The sequence below is a fragment of the Pusillimonas sp. genome (assembly GCF_044464525.1).
GTDB lineage: Bacteria > Pseudomonadota > Gammaproteobacteria > Burkholderiales > Burkholderiaceae_B > Pusillimonas.
The window spans coordinates 60,969-74,857 of the sequence record NZ_JBIQLE010000001.1 but is presented as its reverse complement, the minus strand read 5'-3'; the positions used below and the strand labels follow the sequence as shown (position 1 = coordinate 74,857).

Sequence of the window (13,889 nt, the reverse complement as noted above, 5' to 3'; positions counted from 1 at the left end):
CGGCCCAGGCCGGCGTGTGGATATATAGGACCATTCTATCAACGCCGGGCCAGACTGCGAACCAGGTGCAACTCGCGGGCTGCTTCAAGATTTTGGCAACTTGGAATTACCCGACCCAAAGGCAGTTGAAGTACAAGAGTCGTTCACAGTAGCAACGCAGCGTGTTGCGCGCCTTATCGCGGCGGAATAGTACCTATGCCGCCGACAATAATGCGCCGGCAACTCGACCACGGAGTACGCCCGCCAACACCAGGCGGCGCGATAAGGCCGCAAGTTATGTACCACCCTGATTACGGTGTGTTGGCGGTCGAGGAAAACGACGTCGATGGCGCGCCGCATGCCCGCCGTGTGGATCGCCCGACACGGCCTAAGCCACAAGCCCTCATCGTGGCCGGAGTAACGTTGCAGAAGCAGCCCCTTTGCGCGCGCCCAGAATGATGTCGCGATGCGTAGACGCAACGGCGGCGCCGTGGAATGCCCGCGACCGGCAACGCAATACCCTGCGCGCGTCATCCTGGCATTGTCGACACACATTTCTACATGGCCTCGAGCAGTTTCACGGTTATGGGAAAGCCGATAATGAGAAAGGTGCAGGGAAAAATGCAGCACACCAGGGGAAACAGCATTTTTACAGGGGCCTCAAGAGCAAGCTTTTCCGCCCGCAGAAATCGCTCATTGCGACGCTGCTCTGACTGGGCGCGCAGTAGCGGCCCAAGGCTCATGCCTAATTGATCGGCCTGAGCCAAGGCCGTGACCAATTGGCGCACCTCGGCAAGACCTGTGCGGCCGGCCCATAGCGACAGGGCCTCATGCCGTGTGAAACCAGTACGCATGTCGGCCAAGGCGCGCCGCAGTTCATCCCGCAGCGGGCCTTCCGGGCCGTGATGTGCGGCTTCATTCAATGCTCCCTGCAAGCTTAGCCCCGCCTCCACGCACAGGGTGGTCATATCCAGCAAAAATGGGAATTCCTTTTGCATGCGACGATGACGACGGGCCGCCATGTCGGCCAGCTTGCGCCACGGCAGCCAGCCGGCCAGCGCGGTGCACGCCACAGCTGGAAGGACCGTTCGCGTGACGCCAAGATCGAGCAAGGCCGCACCCACAAAGCACACTGCCGCACCGAACAGCCCCGCCAGAAGTTGTGCTGCGGCAAGGTGTTCGGGCCGCCAGGCCCCATCCATCCCCGCCTGTTGCACCCGCCGTTCGAAAGCCTTTCGCGCCCGCCACGACAGCGAGGGCGCCAAGATTCGCGCCAGCACATCGACCCACGGCCATACCAGCCGCAATCCGCCATGTCGAACGTGATCCGGCGCAGCCTTGGCGGCTTGCGCGGGCTTTATCAACACCCACATCAGGCAGTGCAGTGAAAGGCCCGCAAGTGCGCAACTTATCCAAAACATCGCACCCCCTTTCCTATACCTGTATGTCGACGATACGGCGTATCAACACGATGCCCACCACTTCCAGCAGTGCAACGACGGCCAGCACCGCCCACCCCGTTGACGTATGCCATAGCAGCGCCATGGTTTGAGGGTCGAGATGATCAAGCACTAACGCCAGCGCCAAAGGCAGGCATGCCATGATCCATGCTTGCAGGCGGCCTTGCGATGTAAGAGCATCGACGCGCGCGCGCAGCCGAGTTCGCGCCCGAAGCGTCATCGCTATCCGTTCCAGTGTCTCGGCCAGGTTGCCTCCGTGATGCAGGGCGATGTTAAGAGACGACACAACCAGGCCGGTGCCCTCACCCGGCATGCGTGCATGCAAATTTTTCAGCGCATGCTCGAAGGAAACACCCATGCGCTGTTCGCGCAGCATCAGGCCGAATTCCTGGGAAAGAGGCGCTGGAGTCTGCGGCACAATGTGACGCAGCGCTGTCTGGACGCTCGAGCCGGCCTGCAAGGCGCCGGCCAGCGACAACAACATGTCGGGAAGCTGCTCGTCGAAGTGAGCCTGCCGGCGTTTGCGCAGGTAAGCCAGGCCCCAACGCGGAGCCACAAGCACGATGGCGCCGGCAGTCAACGACAACCCCAAAGAGCCCGAGACCAGAACCACTACAACAAACACTCCGCCACAAACAAACAGGTTCGCACGCCATAGACTCGCGGGATCAAGAAAAAGAAAAAATTCGCCAAGACGGTTCTGCGCCGTATGCGTGAACGCGCTGTGATAGCGATCAAGCCATTGCGGCAACCAACGCTGGGCAAGCCAAATCACTATGAACGCCACGACCAACACATTGGCGAGAAAGATAAATATCATGGCCGGTCTTCTGAAAGGGAACCATGAGGTGCGCGGGCATCGGACGGGCTGTCAGGCTCGGCCCTCGAGTGGATGGAGTGCAAGCACGAATCAAGACCCGACTCCATGCTCACCTGACCGCCTGACTCGCGCCCCGAGGCGGTCAGGCCCGATTTGAAAGAGGCCTGTGCATTCTCTATGACATGGCGCCGCCCGAACAAAGACGCCTCCAGCCCATCCAACCGCCCGCCCATGCGGGCCATGAAGTTCGGAACGACGCCGCAACCCGCAAAAGCAGGAGGCGGCCCAGCCTCGTACGCGAACAATGGCTGCAACTGGATACGGCCGCTTTCAATGCCGCTTACCTCGACAATGGAATCAATGTAGCGTCGACCGTCACTTGCCCTTATCTGTTGGACAATCAGGTCAATGCTGGCGCCTATATGCTCGCGCACCGCAGCCAGGGGAAGATCCATACCGGCCATCAATATCATGGTTTCAAGACGGGAAAGCGCATCGCGCGGGCTGTTGGCATGCAAGGTGGTCAAAGAACCTTCATGACCTGTGTTCATTGCGGCGAGCATATCGAATGCTTCACCGCCTCGGCATTCACCCACCACGATGCGATCGGGACGCATGCGCAACGCATTGCGCACCAAATCGCGAATCTGCACTGCACCCCGCCCTTCTAGATTCGGCGGCCGCGCTTCAAGTGTCACCAGATGCTCATGGTGAAGCTTGAGTTCGGCCGCATCCTCGATGGTGACGATGCGCTCGCCGCGTGGTATGCAATTGGACAGCACATTCAGCAAGGTGGTTTTGCCGGAGCCCGTACCGCCCGACACCACGATGTTCTTGCGATTTCTGACGCAGGCCGCCAGGAAATCACGCATGGCGGGATCAAGCGCCCCGACTTGCACGAGGTCATCCATGGTCGGCCGTTGCTTGGGGAACTTGCGGATGGTCAGACTTGCGCCGCGCAAAGCAATGGGCGGAATGATGGCGTTGACGCGCGAGCCGTCTCGCAGCCTAGCATCCACCATGGGAGAGCTTTCATCGATGCGGCGACCGAGCGGCGAAACGATGCGCTCGATAACGCCCAGTACGGCTTGTTCGCTGCTGAACCCGGAGGGATGACGCTGAAGACAGCCGCCCGTTTCGATAAAAATTTCGTCATGCCGATTGATCATGATCTCGGTGATGGACTCATCAGCCAGCAACGGTTCCAGGGGGCCTAATCCTATCGCCTCGTCGACGACTTCGGTCAACAAGGCTTGGCGATCCATGTCGTCGGGCAGATCGGCGTCGTCGCGGATGATGTCACCCAGCACCTGAAAGGCTTCGCCGCGCAATGCCGAATCGCTAAGATTAACCACATCGCGCCGGCGCAGATCCAGCGCCTTGAGCAAAGCTCGTTGCAGCCTTTTGCGATGCGGCAAGCGCTTAGCCAGCTCAGCCATGCCATTATCGAGTGAAGGCGCCGCGATGGAAGCGGAACCCGCCGTCTTGCAGTCGGCCGGGCTGCTATCAGGGTCCGCATCGAGACCGGGCTTCGAAAAGGCCGGCGTAACCTGCTCAGGCGAAAACTTCATCGAGACAGGCTCCGCAGGCATCGAACGACCAGCCTTGTCGGATTCCGAGACGGGCAAACCGGTTGGCGGGCAACGCCGTACCCGCATCAGGCAAGGGCCAATTAGAATCTCGTCTCCTGGCAATAGCGGCCCGTAGTGCGTAATGCGGCGACCATTTACCAAGGTACCGCTCAAAGCGCCCAGATCGTCAATGAAGGGGCCGTCAGACCCCTGTTCGATGCGAGCATGCCTTTTTCCGACACGCCAGGCGGCAATGTGCAAGCCGCAACGGATTGAGCGCCCGATGTCGACCGGTAGGCTCACGTTGCGCTGCTCGGTTGTGCCGTCTTCGAATTCGAGTTCAAGCTCGACCATGACTACTCCTGGAATGAATTTTCTTCGACCCACTGAGAGCCAGGGCCCGAATGAGGATTCCAGCCATGCGCGTCGCCAACCAGGGGTGCGGGCAATGTCCGCAGATCGCGGACCGGCACATTCAAGACTTCAGGCGCACGGAAAGTATCCCGAAGTATTTCGCGACCTCTGCCGACCCGGGCCTGAAGATCGGGATGATCGGCCGACACGACGACCGGAGTGACAAAGATGGCAAGCTCGGTTTCATTGTGCTGGAAGCGCGTTGAACTGAATAAGCGCCCCAGCACCGGGAGGTCGCCGAGCCCAGGCACTTTGCTGATGTTGCGCGATTCATCGCGCGACAGAAAACCCGCCATTACAAGTGTTTGACCCGACCGGACATTGAATTCGGTAGAGGCGCGCCGTGTCTTGAGCGAGGGCCCGTTCGGCACCGACAGCGCACTGTCGATGGAACTGACCTCGACCTCGATGTGCGATCGCACCGCGCCATTGCGCTCGATCTGCGGGGTGATGCGAAGCGAGACCCCATAAGGCTTGAACGACGTATTGGTATTGCCGTTGGCATCCACTGTGGAATACGGAACCTCTCCGCCCGCCAGGAACTCGGCCGTGGCCCCGCTGCGTGCAAGCAATTGAGGCTGGGCAAGCACGACTGCCGTGCCGGTTTGCGCCATGGCGTTGATGCGGGCCGAAAGCAGTGTGTTCACGCCGAAATATCCCGCCAGCGGCGAAGCAATGCCGGGGATGGGCATCGGTGATAACTCCGCCCCGGTTCCTGGGCGCTGATCCCAGCGGCGAGTGCCGCTATCCCAGGCCAGGCCGGCAAACAAACCGCCATCGCTTTCGCCATTCCAGCGGACACCCAGTTCTTGCAATTGACTGCGAGGCACCTCGACTACCTGTACATCGAGCAATACCATGCTGTCCCAGCCGATCTGGCCGGTAAGATCAAGCAACTGGGGATAGCGCTGCGAAAGTTGGGCCAGGCGCTCACGGTCGGCGTCGGACAAGTCATCGCCCTCTACAATGAGCTTGTCACCCACACTGGAAACACGGGTTTGGGGAATACGCTCGAGCACGGCGCGCAGTTCCTGTTGAGTCTGGCGCGTCCCCTCCGGAGCAACCTCGACCTCGTAGCGACGCCTCAGCCCATCTTCGGACCATACCTGCAGAACAGTTGAACCTTCGCCGCGCGCAAACACGATAACTTCCTTTTCTTCTGTCGTGATCGCATTGACGACCTTGCCGTCGCCCACCGCGACCCGAGCCACGTCTGGCACTGCCAAAACCCGCAGCTCACCAACCTGCATGCTCAAGATTTGATCGGCGGCAGCCAGGGAATGGCCGAAGAACAGGCAGCCCAAAGTCAATGCAAGGCTTATCGGCCAGCGTGGCAAAGGTGCTTTCATAACCATGCGGCTGTCCATTCAGGGCTCGTAGATTGGCTCATCGTTGCTCAATCCTGTATCCGGCTCGTCAGTCTCCACTTCTTGTCGAGCGGCAAGCCAAGCACTGACAAGCTGCGGAACGTCGGGCAGGTCGAACATGCCGGCCACAGGCGCCGCATCGGTCGAGGGACGCAGGCCCGCCAACCTGCGTACAGGCTTGTCTCCGTAGATGACCGGCGCCCGCCGGGGCGTCTGAGTCGCCACAACCGGTTGCTGCACCCCGAGCAAACTGGCCAGGTCACCTCGTGAAGCGCGTTGCGTCGGCGTGGCATCATCGGAACGTCGCAACAAGGCGGTAATGGAGCCGCTTTGTCGGGCGGCCACCAGCTTGATGGCGTCCTCGGGCGCAGTGTCCAGCGTAACGGTTGAATAGCCCATGGCCCCTTCGTGCCTGGCCTGGCCGTCTATGGACGAACCCGTGGCCAACACCAGCACCCCCTGCAGCAGCGGAGCCGTAATACGCCTTCGCTGATGGTCGAACGACACATACAAGTCGATGAGGTCTCCCGGCTCAAGCAGCCCTGACGCCGAGTTAATGGCGTCAATGGGCATGGTGATGGCGCGACGGCCTTCACCCAATCGGGCCGAGAAAGGCAAGCCTCTTTCCGTCGCGGTATGCGTCGGAAGCACAGCATCGCCGGCCCGAAGCGGGGTCCTCAGAAGACGCCCCTCGAGCATCGCCAAGTTGTCGGGGGAAAGACTGTCGCTGGCGGTCAAGGCTGCGGGAAAGCTGCGCACCGCCAGATGGTCGACTGACAACCGGACGCCCGCCGGCAAATCATGGGCCGCAACGATACGCTGCACGGTGGGAACCCGGGACTGGGCTTCAATCTGCGTGATGCGGCCCTGGATATGCTGGCGCGCTGTCCACATGGCAAGCAAACCCGCCGCCAGGGCGATCCCGAGCATGATGATGGTCCTTCGATCAAGAGGCAGACGCATGGCAGCCCTCGGCAACGTGGTGAACCGATGAATTGCTGATGAGCAAGGGATGCTCAGCCATGAATTGGGCAGCCATGCTCAATCCGTCTGGCTGATCAGAACAGCGCCACCATGCCCTTCGGCCGCCGGAACCGGAAACAGGTCGACACGGCCGGCGCGATTCTGAGAAGGGCCCGCAACCCATGAATACTTTCCACTAGGCTGCCATCCGGCCTGGGCCATGCGACGGTTCAGTGCCAAGACAAAGTCGCCAAGTGGCTGCTTGGGTCGATGCAGGCTATGCGAAACCGTGCGTCCGAGCACCGTCGACGACTGGCTAAAAACAAAGCCTGCGTTTTGGGTCAGCCATGGGCCGAGCACACCACCATCGTTACCGTTCGGTGTCGGTTCCAGGTTCATGGGCAAAGTGGACACCAGGCCTTTGACCTGCCCTGGGCCGGCTTCCAATTGCGCAACCCAATGACGACCGGCGTATACGCCCGACAGCAATATGCTGCCTGGCAAGGTTGTGATCCGTTGAAAATGCCTTTGATGACGCGCCATCACCCGGGCAGCCTGGTCAAGTGTCGCGGAGGCAACGAAGCCCCGCACGACGACCGGGACGCCGGACAAATGCATGTCGACAGGCTCAGACCAGCGAAAAGAAGGAGTCATTGCATGAGGGAATGCCATATCGCTTTTTGCGAAGGCCAAAGCACAGCCCGGCCCTGTCAGGCTGGCCGCGGCGATCAAACAAACAAGCGTGCTTTTGAAAACAACAGCAAGAGCAAAGTGGTTGGAATCGCTTATCGTTGGAGGGCATGCAGCCTTATGGCATTGATTCATGGTTTCTCTCCCTGTGTTGGTGCCACTCGGGCACGTCTCCTGCCCAGGACCCAAGCCAGTCCTGCGTGGGGTCAGGCCTGCGCCAGCCTGCATCGACAGGCTTCATGACGGTTTTGATTTGCTGCGCCAGGCCATACGAAATGCTTGCTGCATCACCCCAGGCCAACGCCGAGCCGGCCACTCGTTGCTGGGCCTGTGCGTCACCGGCGGCATGGCCGGCCCCCTTCAGAATCGAGGTATGGCGCACAAGCACGGGATAGCCGTCGAAATCGCGCAAGCCGGACATGAACGCCCGCTTCTCGGGGCCGTTGTGGGCCTGCCGCGATGGGAACCCAACGCTAATCCGGGCATCGACGATTCCCGCATCGGCAACGCCCCACTGTTCACGCAAGTTTTGAGCATGACTCACAGCCTGGCCTGGCTGGGCAACGGCCTCAAGATGTGGTCCGCGGCTCAACTCCAATGCGACCTGGTTCTTGTCCGCCAGCAGCAATTCCCCCCGACGGTCTGACCAACGGTGAGTGGGGCCAAAAAAATAATGCCGCCGAACAATATCGGGTGCCGGCGCTTCGCCACGCGCCTCGGCAAATGCCGTGTACCGGCTTGCATGCGAAGCCTGCAAGGCCATGTCTTGGTAGCGCCCCAACCAAGCCACGGCCGCCCAAACAAGCAACAACGCGGAAAGCGCGAGCAAGGCTTCTGCAAGCGCCTGGCCCGCCTGGGGGGCCGTTGCGAACGTCCGATTGAGCTTTTGCTTCTGTCGCTGCATGAACTGCCGGCCCGAACGTTCATTACATATCCTGCACACCGTCTGATGAAACAGTTGACACGTCGCAAACTGATCGACGGCGAACCTGGAGGAGATAGGGGATATCATGGCGTCCCCCGTTCGGATGCACCGGTGCCGTCAGCCGTCAGCCGGGCCTGCCAATAGGGATGGAACAAGTTGGGAAATTCACCACCGCCGTCAATACGCGCATGAGGCCTGGCAAAGAAAGTCTCGGCCGCGCCATATGTGGTAATGGGCGTCTCTTCCGGCCCCTGTCGCCGAAGTTTTACGCTGAAGCTCACCCGGGCTTGTGCCGGCCCTGAGGCCACGTCGAAATAGTCGGGCAAGCCCGCCGATTGCCATCGAGACCGATCAACCAGGGCGCGTGAGCTTGCAAGAGGGTTGCTGTCGCCGGAAAGAATGTTCCAGTTTGTGGCTTCTTGCACCCAGCGCCAAAAGTCTTGAGCAGAGAAGTTATCAGGCGGATTATCCACGTGGGGCGCATCGATGTTTTGCGTACGTGATGTGGGAATCCACCCCCAACCCATGACGTATTCGCGAAAGTAGCAACCTATCCATCTGTTGGAGCGCAGCGCATGAAATGATTGTGTGTCCAGAGACTGCCAAATCCCTGCATCGTCTAGCTGGGTTTGCCCGCGTCGCCTCAGTTCGTGCCGCCGCGTGGGACAGCGCGCCTGCACCGGCCAGGGATTTCGCGCCGTGTGATTGCGTGGATCAAGAAAGGAGTGACGCCCCGCCACTTGGCGCACAAAAGGGGCAAGCAGCCTGCGCCCCGATTGCGCGCCTACCGCCGCGGGCCAATCGTCGTGCGTTACCTCAATCTTTGAGGGCTCGCCATCATAGTGGCGCTCAAGCACTTGCATCATCGCGTGGTAGCGTGCTTGGCTTAATGTCGATACGATGTCGTGCTGAACAGAGCCCAGTACCCCATGAACCAGTTGTTCGTGATTTGCATAAGCTTGCGCCAGCTGACCCGGCGTCTTGGCAAGGAGCTCTGTGCCGGTAGCGCGTAAAGAGGCCGCATATGCCGTCCCATGGGCCGCACCGAACAGCATGCCGATGAGATAAACCGGCGGGTTTCCAACCGACGCCTGGCGTGCTTCCGTTCCACCCAGAAATGCCCAGCTACCCAACGTGACCAAGTGCGCCATGGCCACTTGGTGCGCCACCTGGGTGCGGTTGAGCAAGGCCAGCATATTCAGGGCGCGCGCCTGCACCAACGCCCCGCTGTACGCCGCGGCGTCAAGCCCATGAAGCTGGCGGGCCTTGGCTGCCACCATCTGCCCCGTGGCAAAGTAGCGCACCAGCACCGTAGATGCGACAGCAACCAGCAGAACGCCCCATACCAGCGCCTGCCCGCCCTGAGAATGCGGGCTCATTGCCCTACCCCGGCGTTGCCGGTGAAGGACTTCAGGGTCTTGGTCTCGGTTTGGCCGGCGGCCAGTTCAGATGCAGCCTGCGCCGCCTGGCTTTGCGCGGTGCCGTCTTCGCCGGCCAGCTCGCGCGCCATGGCAGCGGTTTGGGAACGCACCACCTGGCCGAATAATTGATAAACGGCAATGGCCGCCACCGCAACCAGTGCAACGATAATTATGTATTCGGTCATGCCCTGGCCGCGTTGCCGCGTGTGCGCTTGCATGGTCGCCTCCTGTTGATCCAGTCGTACTGCAAGTCTGGACCTCAGGCGGGCAAGCCACAATTCGCAGATGCCGACACGGACCAATTCGCGCAAGGCGGTTCCAATCCACCTATCCTCAAGCGGCGCGCAAAATGCAAGCGCCACGGCTTGAGCCACGCATGCCAGCAATCGCTTGCTGAGCGCGGAAAAGCAAACGCCCCGGAGCCAGTTTTACCGGCTCCGGGGCGTTATCGCGTTTGATCTATGGTGAAAGACCCTACTTGGTGGATTTTTGCACGGCTTCGCCGGCCGCGGAAATATCTTCACCGGCGCCGCGCACGGTGTTGGTGCAGCCCGCTGCCGCCAGGCAGCCCAAGATCAGCAAGGACGACACGATTTTATTTATAAGCATGGTGAACTCCTTCTAAGAAAAGACTGCGTACAGATAAAACACAAATTACTTGCTCGAATCAGCGTAGCGCTTGGCGCTTTCCATGATTTCCTTGCGGGCTGCCTCGGGGCCATCCCAACCTTTGACCTTGACCCATTTGCCCTTCTCGAGGTCTTTATAGTGCTCGAAGAAATGCTGGATGCGAGCCAGGCTTTCTTCGGGCAAATCTTTGGGAGACTGAATGTTGCGATACGGAGGATACAGCTTGTCGACCGGCACGGCCAGCAGCTTGGCATCGCCTCCCGCTTCGTCGTCCATGTGCAGGACGCCAATGGCGCGGCAGCGTACCACGGCGCCCACCTGGATGGGGAACGGCGCAATCACCAAGACGTCAGCCGGGTCTCCGTCATCGGAGATGGTTTCGGGGATATAACCGTAGTTGGCCGGGTAGTGCATGGCGGCCAACATGAAGCGATCTACAAATACTGCCCCAGTGTCTTTATCAACCTCGTACTTCACGGGGTCGGAGTTCATGGGGATTTCAATAATGACGTTGAATTCGTCGGGCAACTTGGCGCCGGCGGGGACGCGGTCTAAGCTCATGCTTGCACTACCTCGGTAAAATAAAAAAGTGGGAAAAATCAGTCTTTGCGTCTTGCTGGATCGTCGGCCGGCGAAGAGTCGTGAGCCGGGCTATAGGGCCGGTCAGAGGTCTGGCTCACGTCCACCCCCGGAATGGGCGCGCTGTCGAAATACTCATCCAGGTCGGAGTCTGCCGACGGAACGGAACCCGCCTCGGGCGGCGCCTTGGGCGCGCGGGTCGGCGGCGATTGCGGCGAGTCGTCCAGATAATCAGCCGCGCTGGCAGCCACAGGAGAGAACGGCTCGGCGTCGATTGGTACCGGAATGGGCATACTGCCTACGTCGATCAAGGTAGGGTCGGACCTTGTGTCGGCTGCCGGAAGTACCTTGCTAATTTCCAGCACCGGCAAAACACCGGCCACACCCGAGGCCAAACGCCAGTGCTTCATGGCGTCGGCCTCGCGGCCCAGGCGATCATACAAGTTGCCAAGCAAGGCATGAATGCGCACATCGCTGCGCACCTTCATGCTTCGCAGCAAATAACGCTCGCCAGGACCCCACAATTGGCCTGTAAGGCAAAGGTTGCCCAATGCTGCCAGCAGATCAGAGTTTTGCGGTTCATTCCTGAGCCAGACTTCTGCCTTGGCCAGGCGGCGCGCCACTTGGTCGGGCGGACTCTGCGAATAGGCGTTGAGCAGACGCGACTCAAGCTTTGTGTTGAGCGCGTTTTCCAGCACCTTGCCGGCGGTGTCAAAATCGCCTTGGCCTTCGTGAAACGCGGCGGCAGCCAGGGCGATTTCGGGCAGCGTCTTCTCTTCTGACTTAAGCCCACCCCAAATCGCCTTGAACTCGTCAGGCGTGGCCGATGCCAGCCGGAACGCCGCAGCCGACTCAATAAGCGACAGCGCTTCGGCCCGATCCAGATCGCCGCGGCGCATTAATAAGCGAGCCAGCTCGAAAACGCGTTCGTGATTATGCAATTGCCTGTATGCCTTCAGCAGCAAGCGGGCCGCATGAGAATGGCGCGGGTTGGTATCATGCAAAGGCTGCAGCAAAGCCAACGCCTCTTGCGGCCGGTTCTGTTCGAGGAGCATCTCGGCGGACGCAGCCGCATGGGCTTCCTTGAGCCGGGCATTTTTGCCGGCTGCTTGGGCCGCTAAACGCAACGCGTCGTCGCGACGGGCGTATTCTCCGAGGTGATGCGAGGCCCTGGCCAATGCCAGGCCCGCCAACACCCGAGTATTGCCAGACTTGCTGCGGCCAAGCAATTTGGACAGCTTTTGCTCGGCATCGTTATAACGCCCTTCGAGCACGCTGATCCAACCGGATTCGAGCAGTTCGTGTTCTTTCTTGCGGGCGCGCAAGCCGCGCCACGAACGAAATCGTTCGGGCCCCGATACGAGCCAGGCGATTATGCGCAGCACGACATACAAAGCCACAAAGAAAGCGAATATTAGCAATACCGCGAATATCAGGGACAGCTCGATCCGCCACGGCGGTGCGATGATCAGCACGTTGCCGCTGTGCTCGCGCAGCACGAGGGCCGAGGCCACAGCCAAGACCAGCAGTACGCACATCCACAACCATGTCCTCATTTGTTATACCCCCGCCATTGCGATACGGACGCCGGCGCCGGCGCTGGTGGCCGCAGGCGTCGACTCGGTGCTGGGTACTGGTGTCTCGGCTTCGCCCGAATCTGCGCCATTGACCAGCTCGCCGACGCCTTGCGGGTCAGAGCCTGTCGCCCCCTCGGTCGGGGCAGCGGAACCGGGTGAGTCTTGAGCCTCGGGCTCGGGCGCAGCTTCATCTTCTGCAGGCGCCTCGGTGGGGCCGTCGGTGTCGCCACCATTGGTTGCGCCTTGCTCGGTCGACTGGCTCGGCGCTTGTTCGTCGGTTTCCGCGTCGTTCAAGCCTGTCTGGGCCGATTTCGCAATTTCTTCGCGCAAGGATTGAATTGCGCTTTGGCTATTGGCCACAGTGGGAAGCTCGAGTTTTATCGACGTATCGGCAAGCTGCAAGGCAAGTCTGAGTGCGCGATGCCCTTCGACCGAGTTGATGTCGTAGCGCGCCTGCAGCAATTGCACCACCGCGCGGGTTTCAGTGGCCCAGACATCAGGCTGCTTCATCAGCAGGGCAAGCTGAGCCGTCATGAGCCGCAAACGCAATTTGTCGCGCAAACTGCCCGCCTGCTCGGGCGACATCAACAATGCAGCGGCATCGTCTACGCGCCGGACACTGATGAAGCCGGCCAGATCCTGCTTGATGTTGAACCAAGTATGGCGCGACCACTCGGCCGCCGAAGACATGCTTTGTTTCCACCATGGCGCAGACGGGTCAACCGCTTTGGGCGCGGGCGCGGAATTTTGCCTTGTCGCCGCCGGAGACGGCGCAAGGGCCGGCGCGGCATCATCAGGGATGAGCAAGGGGGCTGACTCAATCAGCCGACCCAGCTCGTCGATGCGGCTGGACAGGCGATTGATGTCGATGGTGGAGACGGCGCGCAAGCGTTCTACGTCGCCGTTGATGGCTTGCTGCAGCGAGGCCAGGCTCGGACGGTTCGCCCGCGCAAGCTGGGCCTGGGCGGTTTCAAGCGCGATAATGGCATTGCTGACGTTGCCTCCCAGCAGCAATTGCTGGTGTGCAATGGATACGAGATGGTCCATGTCGTTGATGAGCGCGATATCGGCGCCGCTGTCAGTCATCATCTGCAAGGCCTGCTCAAGGCTTTGCAGATGTTGCTGGGCAGATTCAAGTTCGCCGGCCATCTGTTCGATCTTTTGCTGTTGCTGACGCGCCAGACCGAACGCCTGCATCGCCTGGCCCGAGGCAGCCTGTGCCTCACGCGAGCTTTGCTGCGCCTGGCCAAGCAATGTATCAACGCGCTCGTGCATGACGCGATGCTGGTACCAGACCATGGCAGCCAGCGCCGCCACAATCAGCAGCAATATCAAAATGGCAACGACGATGCTCGAACGCCGGGACGACTTGGCGACACGAGCGCCAGTGGGCGCTGCAACCTTTTTTTGATTGGGTTTGTCGTGCGCTGTGGCACTGCCGCTATCGGACGTATTGTCGGGTTTTGTGTCTGTCATGGCGAAATTGTAATCCT

The 13,889-nt window shown here is 60.5% G+C and carries 14 protein-coding genes; all 14 read right to left on the bottom strand.

What is annotated here, in order from left to right:
* Positions 1–84: 84 nt before the first annotated feature.
* Positions 85–513, bottom strand: coding sequence for a DUF192 domain-containing protein (locus ACIY1O_RS00355; RefSeq protein WP_397473247.1), 429 nt, complete (start codon positions 511–513; stop codon positions 85–87).
* A 23-nt stretch (positions 514–536) separates the two neighbouring features.
* Positions 537–1,400, bottom strand: a complete 864-nt coding sequence (locus tag ACIY1O_RS00350) for a type II secretion system F family protein (protein ID WP_397473073.1) — start codon at positions 1,398–1,400, stop codon at positions 537–539.
* Positions 1,401–1,413: 13 nt separating this feature from the next.
* Positions 1,414–2,259: a type II secretion system F family protein gene (locus tag ACIY1O_RS00345; protein ID WP_397473072.1), complete on the bottom strand. Its 846-nt coding sequence runs from the start codon at positions 2,257–2,259 to the stop codon at positions 1,414–1,416.
* Positions 2,256–4,184 carry a TadA family conjugal transfer-associated ATPase gene (locus ACIY1O_RS00340; protein WP_397473071.1) on the bottom strand — a complete coding sequence of 643 codons (1,929 nt, stop codon included), beginning with the start codon at positions 4,182–4,184 and terminating at the stop codon, positions 2,256–2,258. Before ACIY1O_RS00340 ends, ACIY1O_RS00345 begins: the two co-directional genes overlap by 4 nt.
* A 2-nt stretch (positions 4,185–4,186) precedes the next feature.
* On the bottom strand, positions 4,187–5,593 hold the full coding sequence (locus ACIY1O_RS00335) for a type II and III secretion system protein family protein (protein WP_397473070.1): 1,407 nt from the start codon (positions 5,591–5,593) through the stop codon (positions 4,187–4,189).
* Between the two features lie 18 nt (positions 5,594–5,611).
* The gene (gene cpaB / locus ACIY1O_RS00330; RefSeq protein WP_397473069.1) at positions 5,612–6,574 is read right to left on the bottom strand and encodes a Flp pilus assembly protein CpaB; all 963 of its coding nucleotides are present in this window, start codon (positions 6,572–6,574) and stop codon (positions 5,612–5,614) included.
* Between the two features lie 78 nt (positions 6,575–6,652).
* Positions 6,653–7,228 (bottom strand): hypothetical protein, encoded by a 576-nt coding sequence (locus tag ACIY1O_RS00325; protein WP_397473068.1) that lies wholly within the window; start codon positions 7,226–7,228, stop codon positions 6,653–6,655.
* Positions 7,229–7,382: 154 nt separating this feature from the next.
* Positions 7,383–8,276, bottom strand: a complete 894-nt coding sequence (locus tag ACIY1O_RS00320) for a hypothetical protein (protein ID WP_397473067.1) — start codon at positions 8,274–8,276, stop codon at positions 7,383–7,385.
* On the bottom strand, positions 8,273–9,568 hold the full coding sequence (locus ACIY1O_RS00315) for a hypothetical protein (protein WP_397473066.1): 1,296 nt from the start codon (positions 9,566–9,568) through the stop codon (positions 8,273–8,275). Before ACIY1O_RS00315 ends, ACIY1O_RS00320 begins: the two co-directional genes overlap by 4 nt.
* Positions 9,565–9,828 carry a hypothetical protein gene (locus ACIY1O_RS00310; protein WP_397473065.1) on the bottom strand — a complete coding sequence of 88 codons (264 nt, stop codon included), beginning with the start codon at positions 9,826–9,828 and terminating at the stop codon, positions 9,565–9,567. Before ACIY1O_RS00310 ends, ACIY1O_RS00315 begins: the two co-directional genes overlap by 4 nt.
* 256 nt (positions 9,829–10,084) lie before the next feature.
* On the bottom strand, positions 10,085–10,219 hold the full coding sequence (locus ACIY1O_RS00305) for an entericidin A/B family lipoprotein (protein ID WP_397473064.1): 135 nt from the start codon (positions 10,217–10,219) through the stop codon (positions 10,085–10,087).
* A gap of 45 nt (positions 10,220–10,264) precedes the next feature.
* The gene (ppa, locus tag ACIY1O_RS00300) at positions 10,265–10,801 is read right to left on the bottom strand and encodes an inorganic diphosphatase (protein WP_397473063.1); all 537 of its coding nucleotides are present in this window, start codon (positions 10,799–10,801) and stop codon (positions 10,265–10,267) included.
* Positions 10,802–10,839: 38 nt separating this feature from the next.
* The gene (locus tag ACIY1O_RS00295; protein ID WP_397473062.1) at positions 10,840–12,375 is read right to left on the bottom strand and encodes a heme biosynthesis HemY N-terminal domain-containing protein; all 1,536 of its coding nucleotides are present in this window, start codon (positions 12,373–12,375) and stop codon (positions 10,840–10,842) included.
* Between the two features lie 3 nt (positions 12,376–12,378).
* Positions 12,379–13,872, bottom strand: a complete 1,494-nt coding sequence (locus ACIY1O_RS00290; protein WP_397473061.1) for a uroporphyrinogen-III C-methyltransferase — start codon at positions 13,870–13,872, stop codon at positions 12,379–12,381.
* Positions 13,873–13,889 lie beyond the last annotated feature (17 nt).

Excerpts from the sequence above, each read along its gene's own strand:
- cpaB (WP_397473069.1), bottom strand. The coding sequence starts at position 6,574 with ATGCGTCTGCCTCTTGATCGAAGGACCATCATCATGCTCGGGATCGCC.
- ACIY1O_RS00325 (WP_397473068.1), bottom strand. The coding sequence starts at position 7,228 with ATGACTCCTTCTTTTCGCTGGTCTGAGCCTGTCGACATGCATTTGTCC.
- ACIY1O_RS00310 (WP_397473065.1), bottom strand. The coding sequence starts at position 9,828 with ATGCAAGCGCACACGCGGCAACGCGGCCAGGGCATGACCGAATACATA.
- ACIY1O_RS00340 (WP_397473071.1), bottom strand. The coding sequence starts at position 4,184 with ATGGTCGAGCTTGAACTCGAATTCGAAGACGGCACAACCGAGCAGCGC.
- ACIY1O_RS00305 (WP_397473064.1), bottom strand. The coding sequence starts at position 10,219 with ATGCTTATAAATAAAATCGTGTCGTCCTTGCTGATCTTGGGCTGCCTG.
- ACIY1O_RS00290 (WP_397473061.1), bottom strand. The coding sequence starts at position 13,872 with ATGACAGACACAAAACCCGACAATACGTCCGATAGCGGCAGTGCCACA.
- ACIY1O_RS00315 (WP_397473066.1), bottom strand. The coding sequence starts at position 9,568 with ATGAGCCCGCATTCTCAGGGCGGGCAGGCGCTGGTATGGGGCGTTCTG.
- ACIY1O_RS00355 (WP_397473247.1), bottom strand. The coding sequence starts at position 513 with ATGACGCGCGCAGGGTATTGCGTTGCCGGTCGCGGGCATTCCACGGCG.
- ACIY1O_RS00345 (WP_397473072.1), bottom strand. The coding sequence starts at position 2,259 with ATGATATTTATCTTTCTCGCCAATGTGTTGGTCGTGGCGTTCATAGTG.
- ACIY1O_RS00335 (WP_397473070.1), bottom strand. The coding sequence starts at position 5,593 with ATGAAAGCACCTTTGCCACGCTGGCCGATAAGCCTTGCATTGACTTTG.
- ppa (WP_397473063.1), bottom strand. The coding sequence starts at position 10,801 with ATGAGCTTAGACCGCGTCCCCGCCGGCGCCAAGTTGCCCGACGAATTC.
- ACIY1O_RS00320 (WP_397473067.1), bottom strand. The coding sequence starts at position 8,276 with ATGATATCCCCTATCTCCTCCAGGTTCGCCGTCGATCAGTTTGCGACG.
- ACIY1O_RS00295 (WP_397473062.1), bottom strand. The coding sequence starts at position 12,375 with ATGAGGACATGGTTGTGGATGTGCGTACTGCTGGTCTTGGCTGTGGCC.
- ACIY1O_RS00350 (WP_397473073.1), bottom strand. The coding sequence starts at position 1,400 with ATGTTTTGGATAAGTTGCGCACTTGCGGGCCTTTCACTGCACTGCCTG.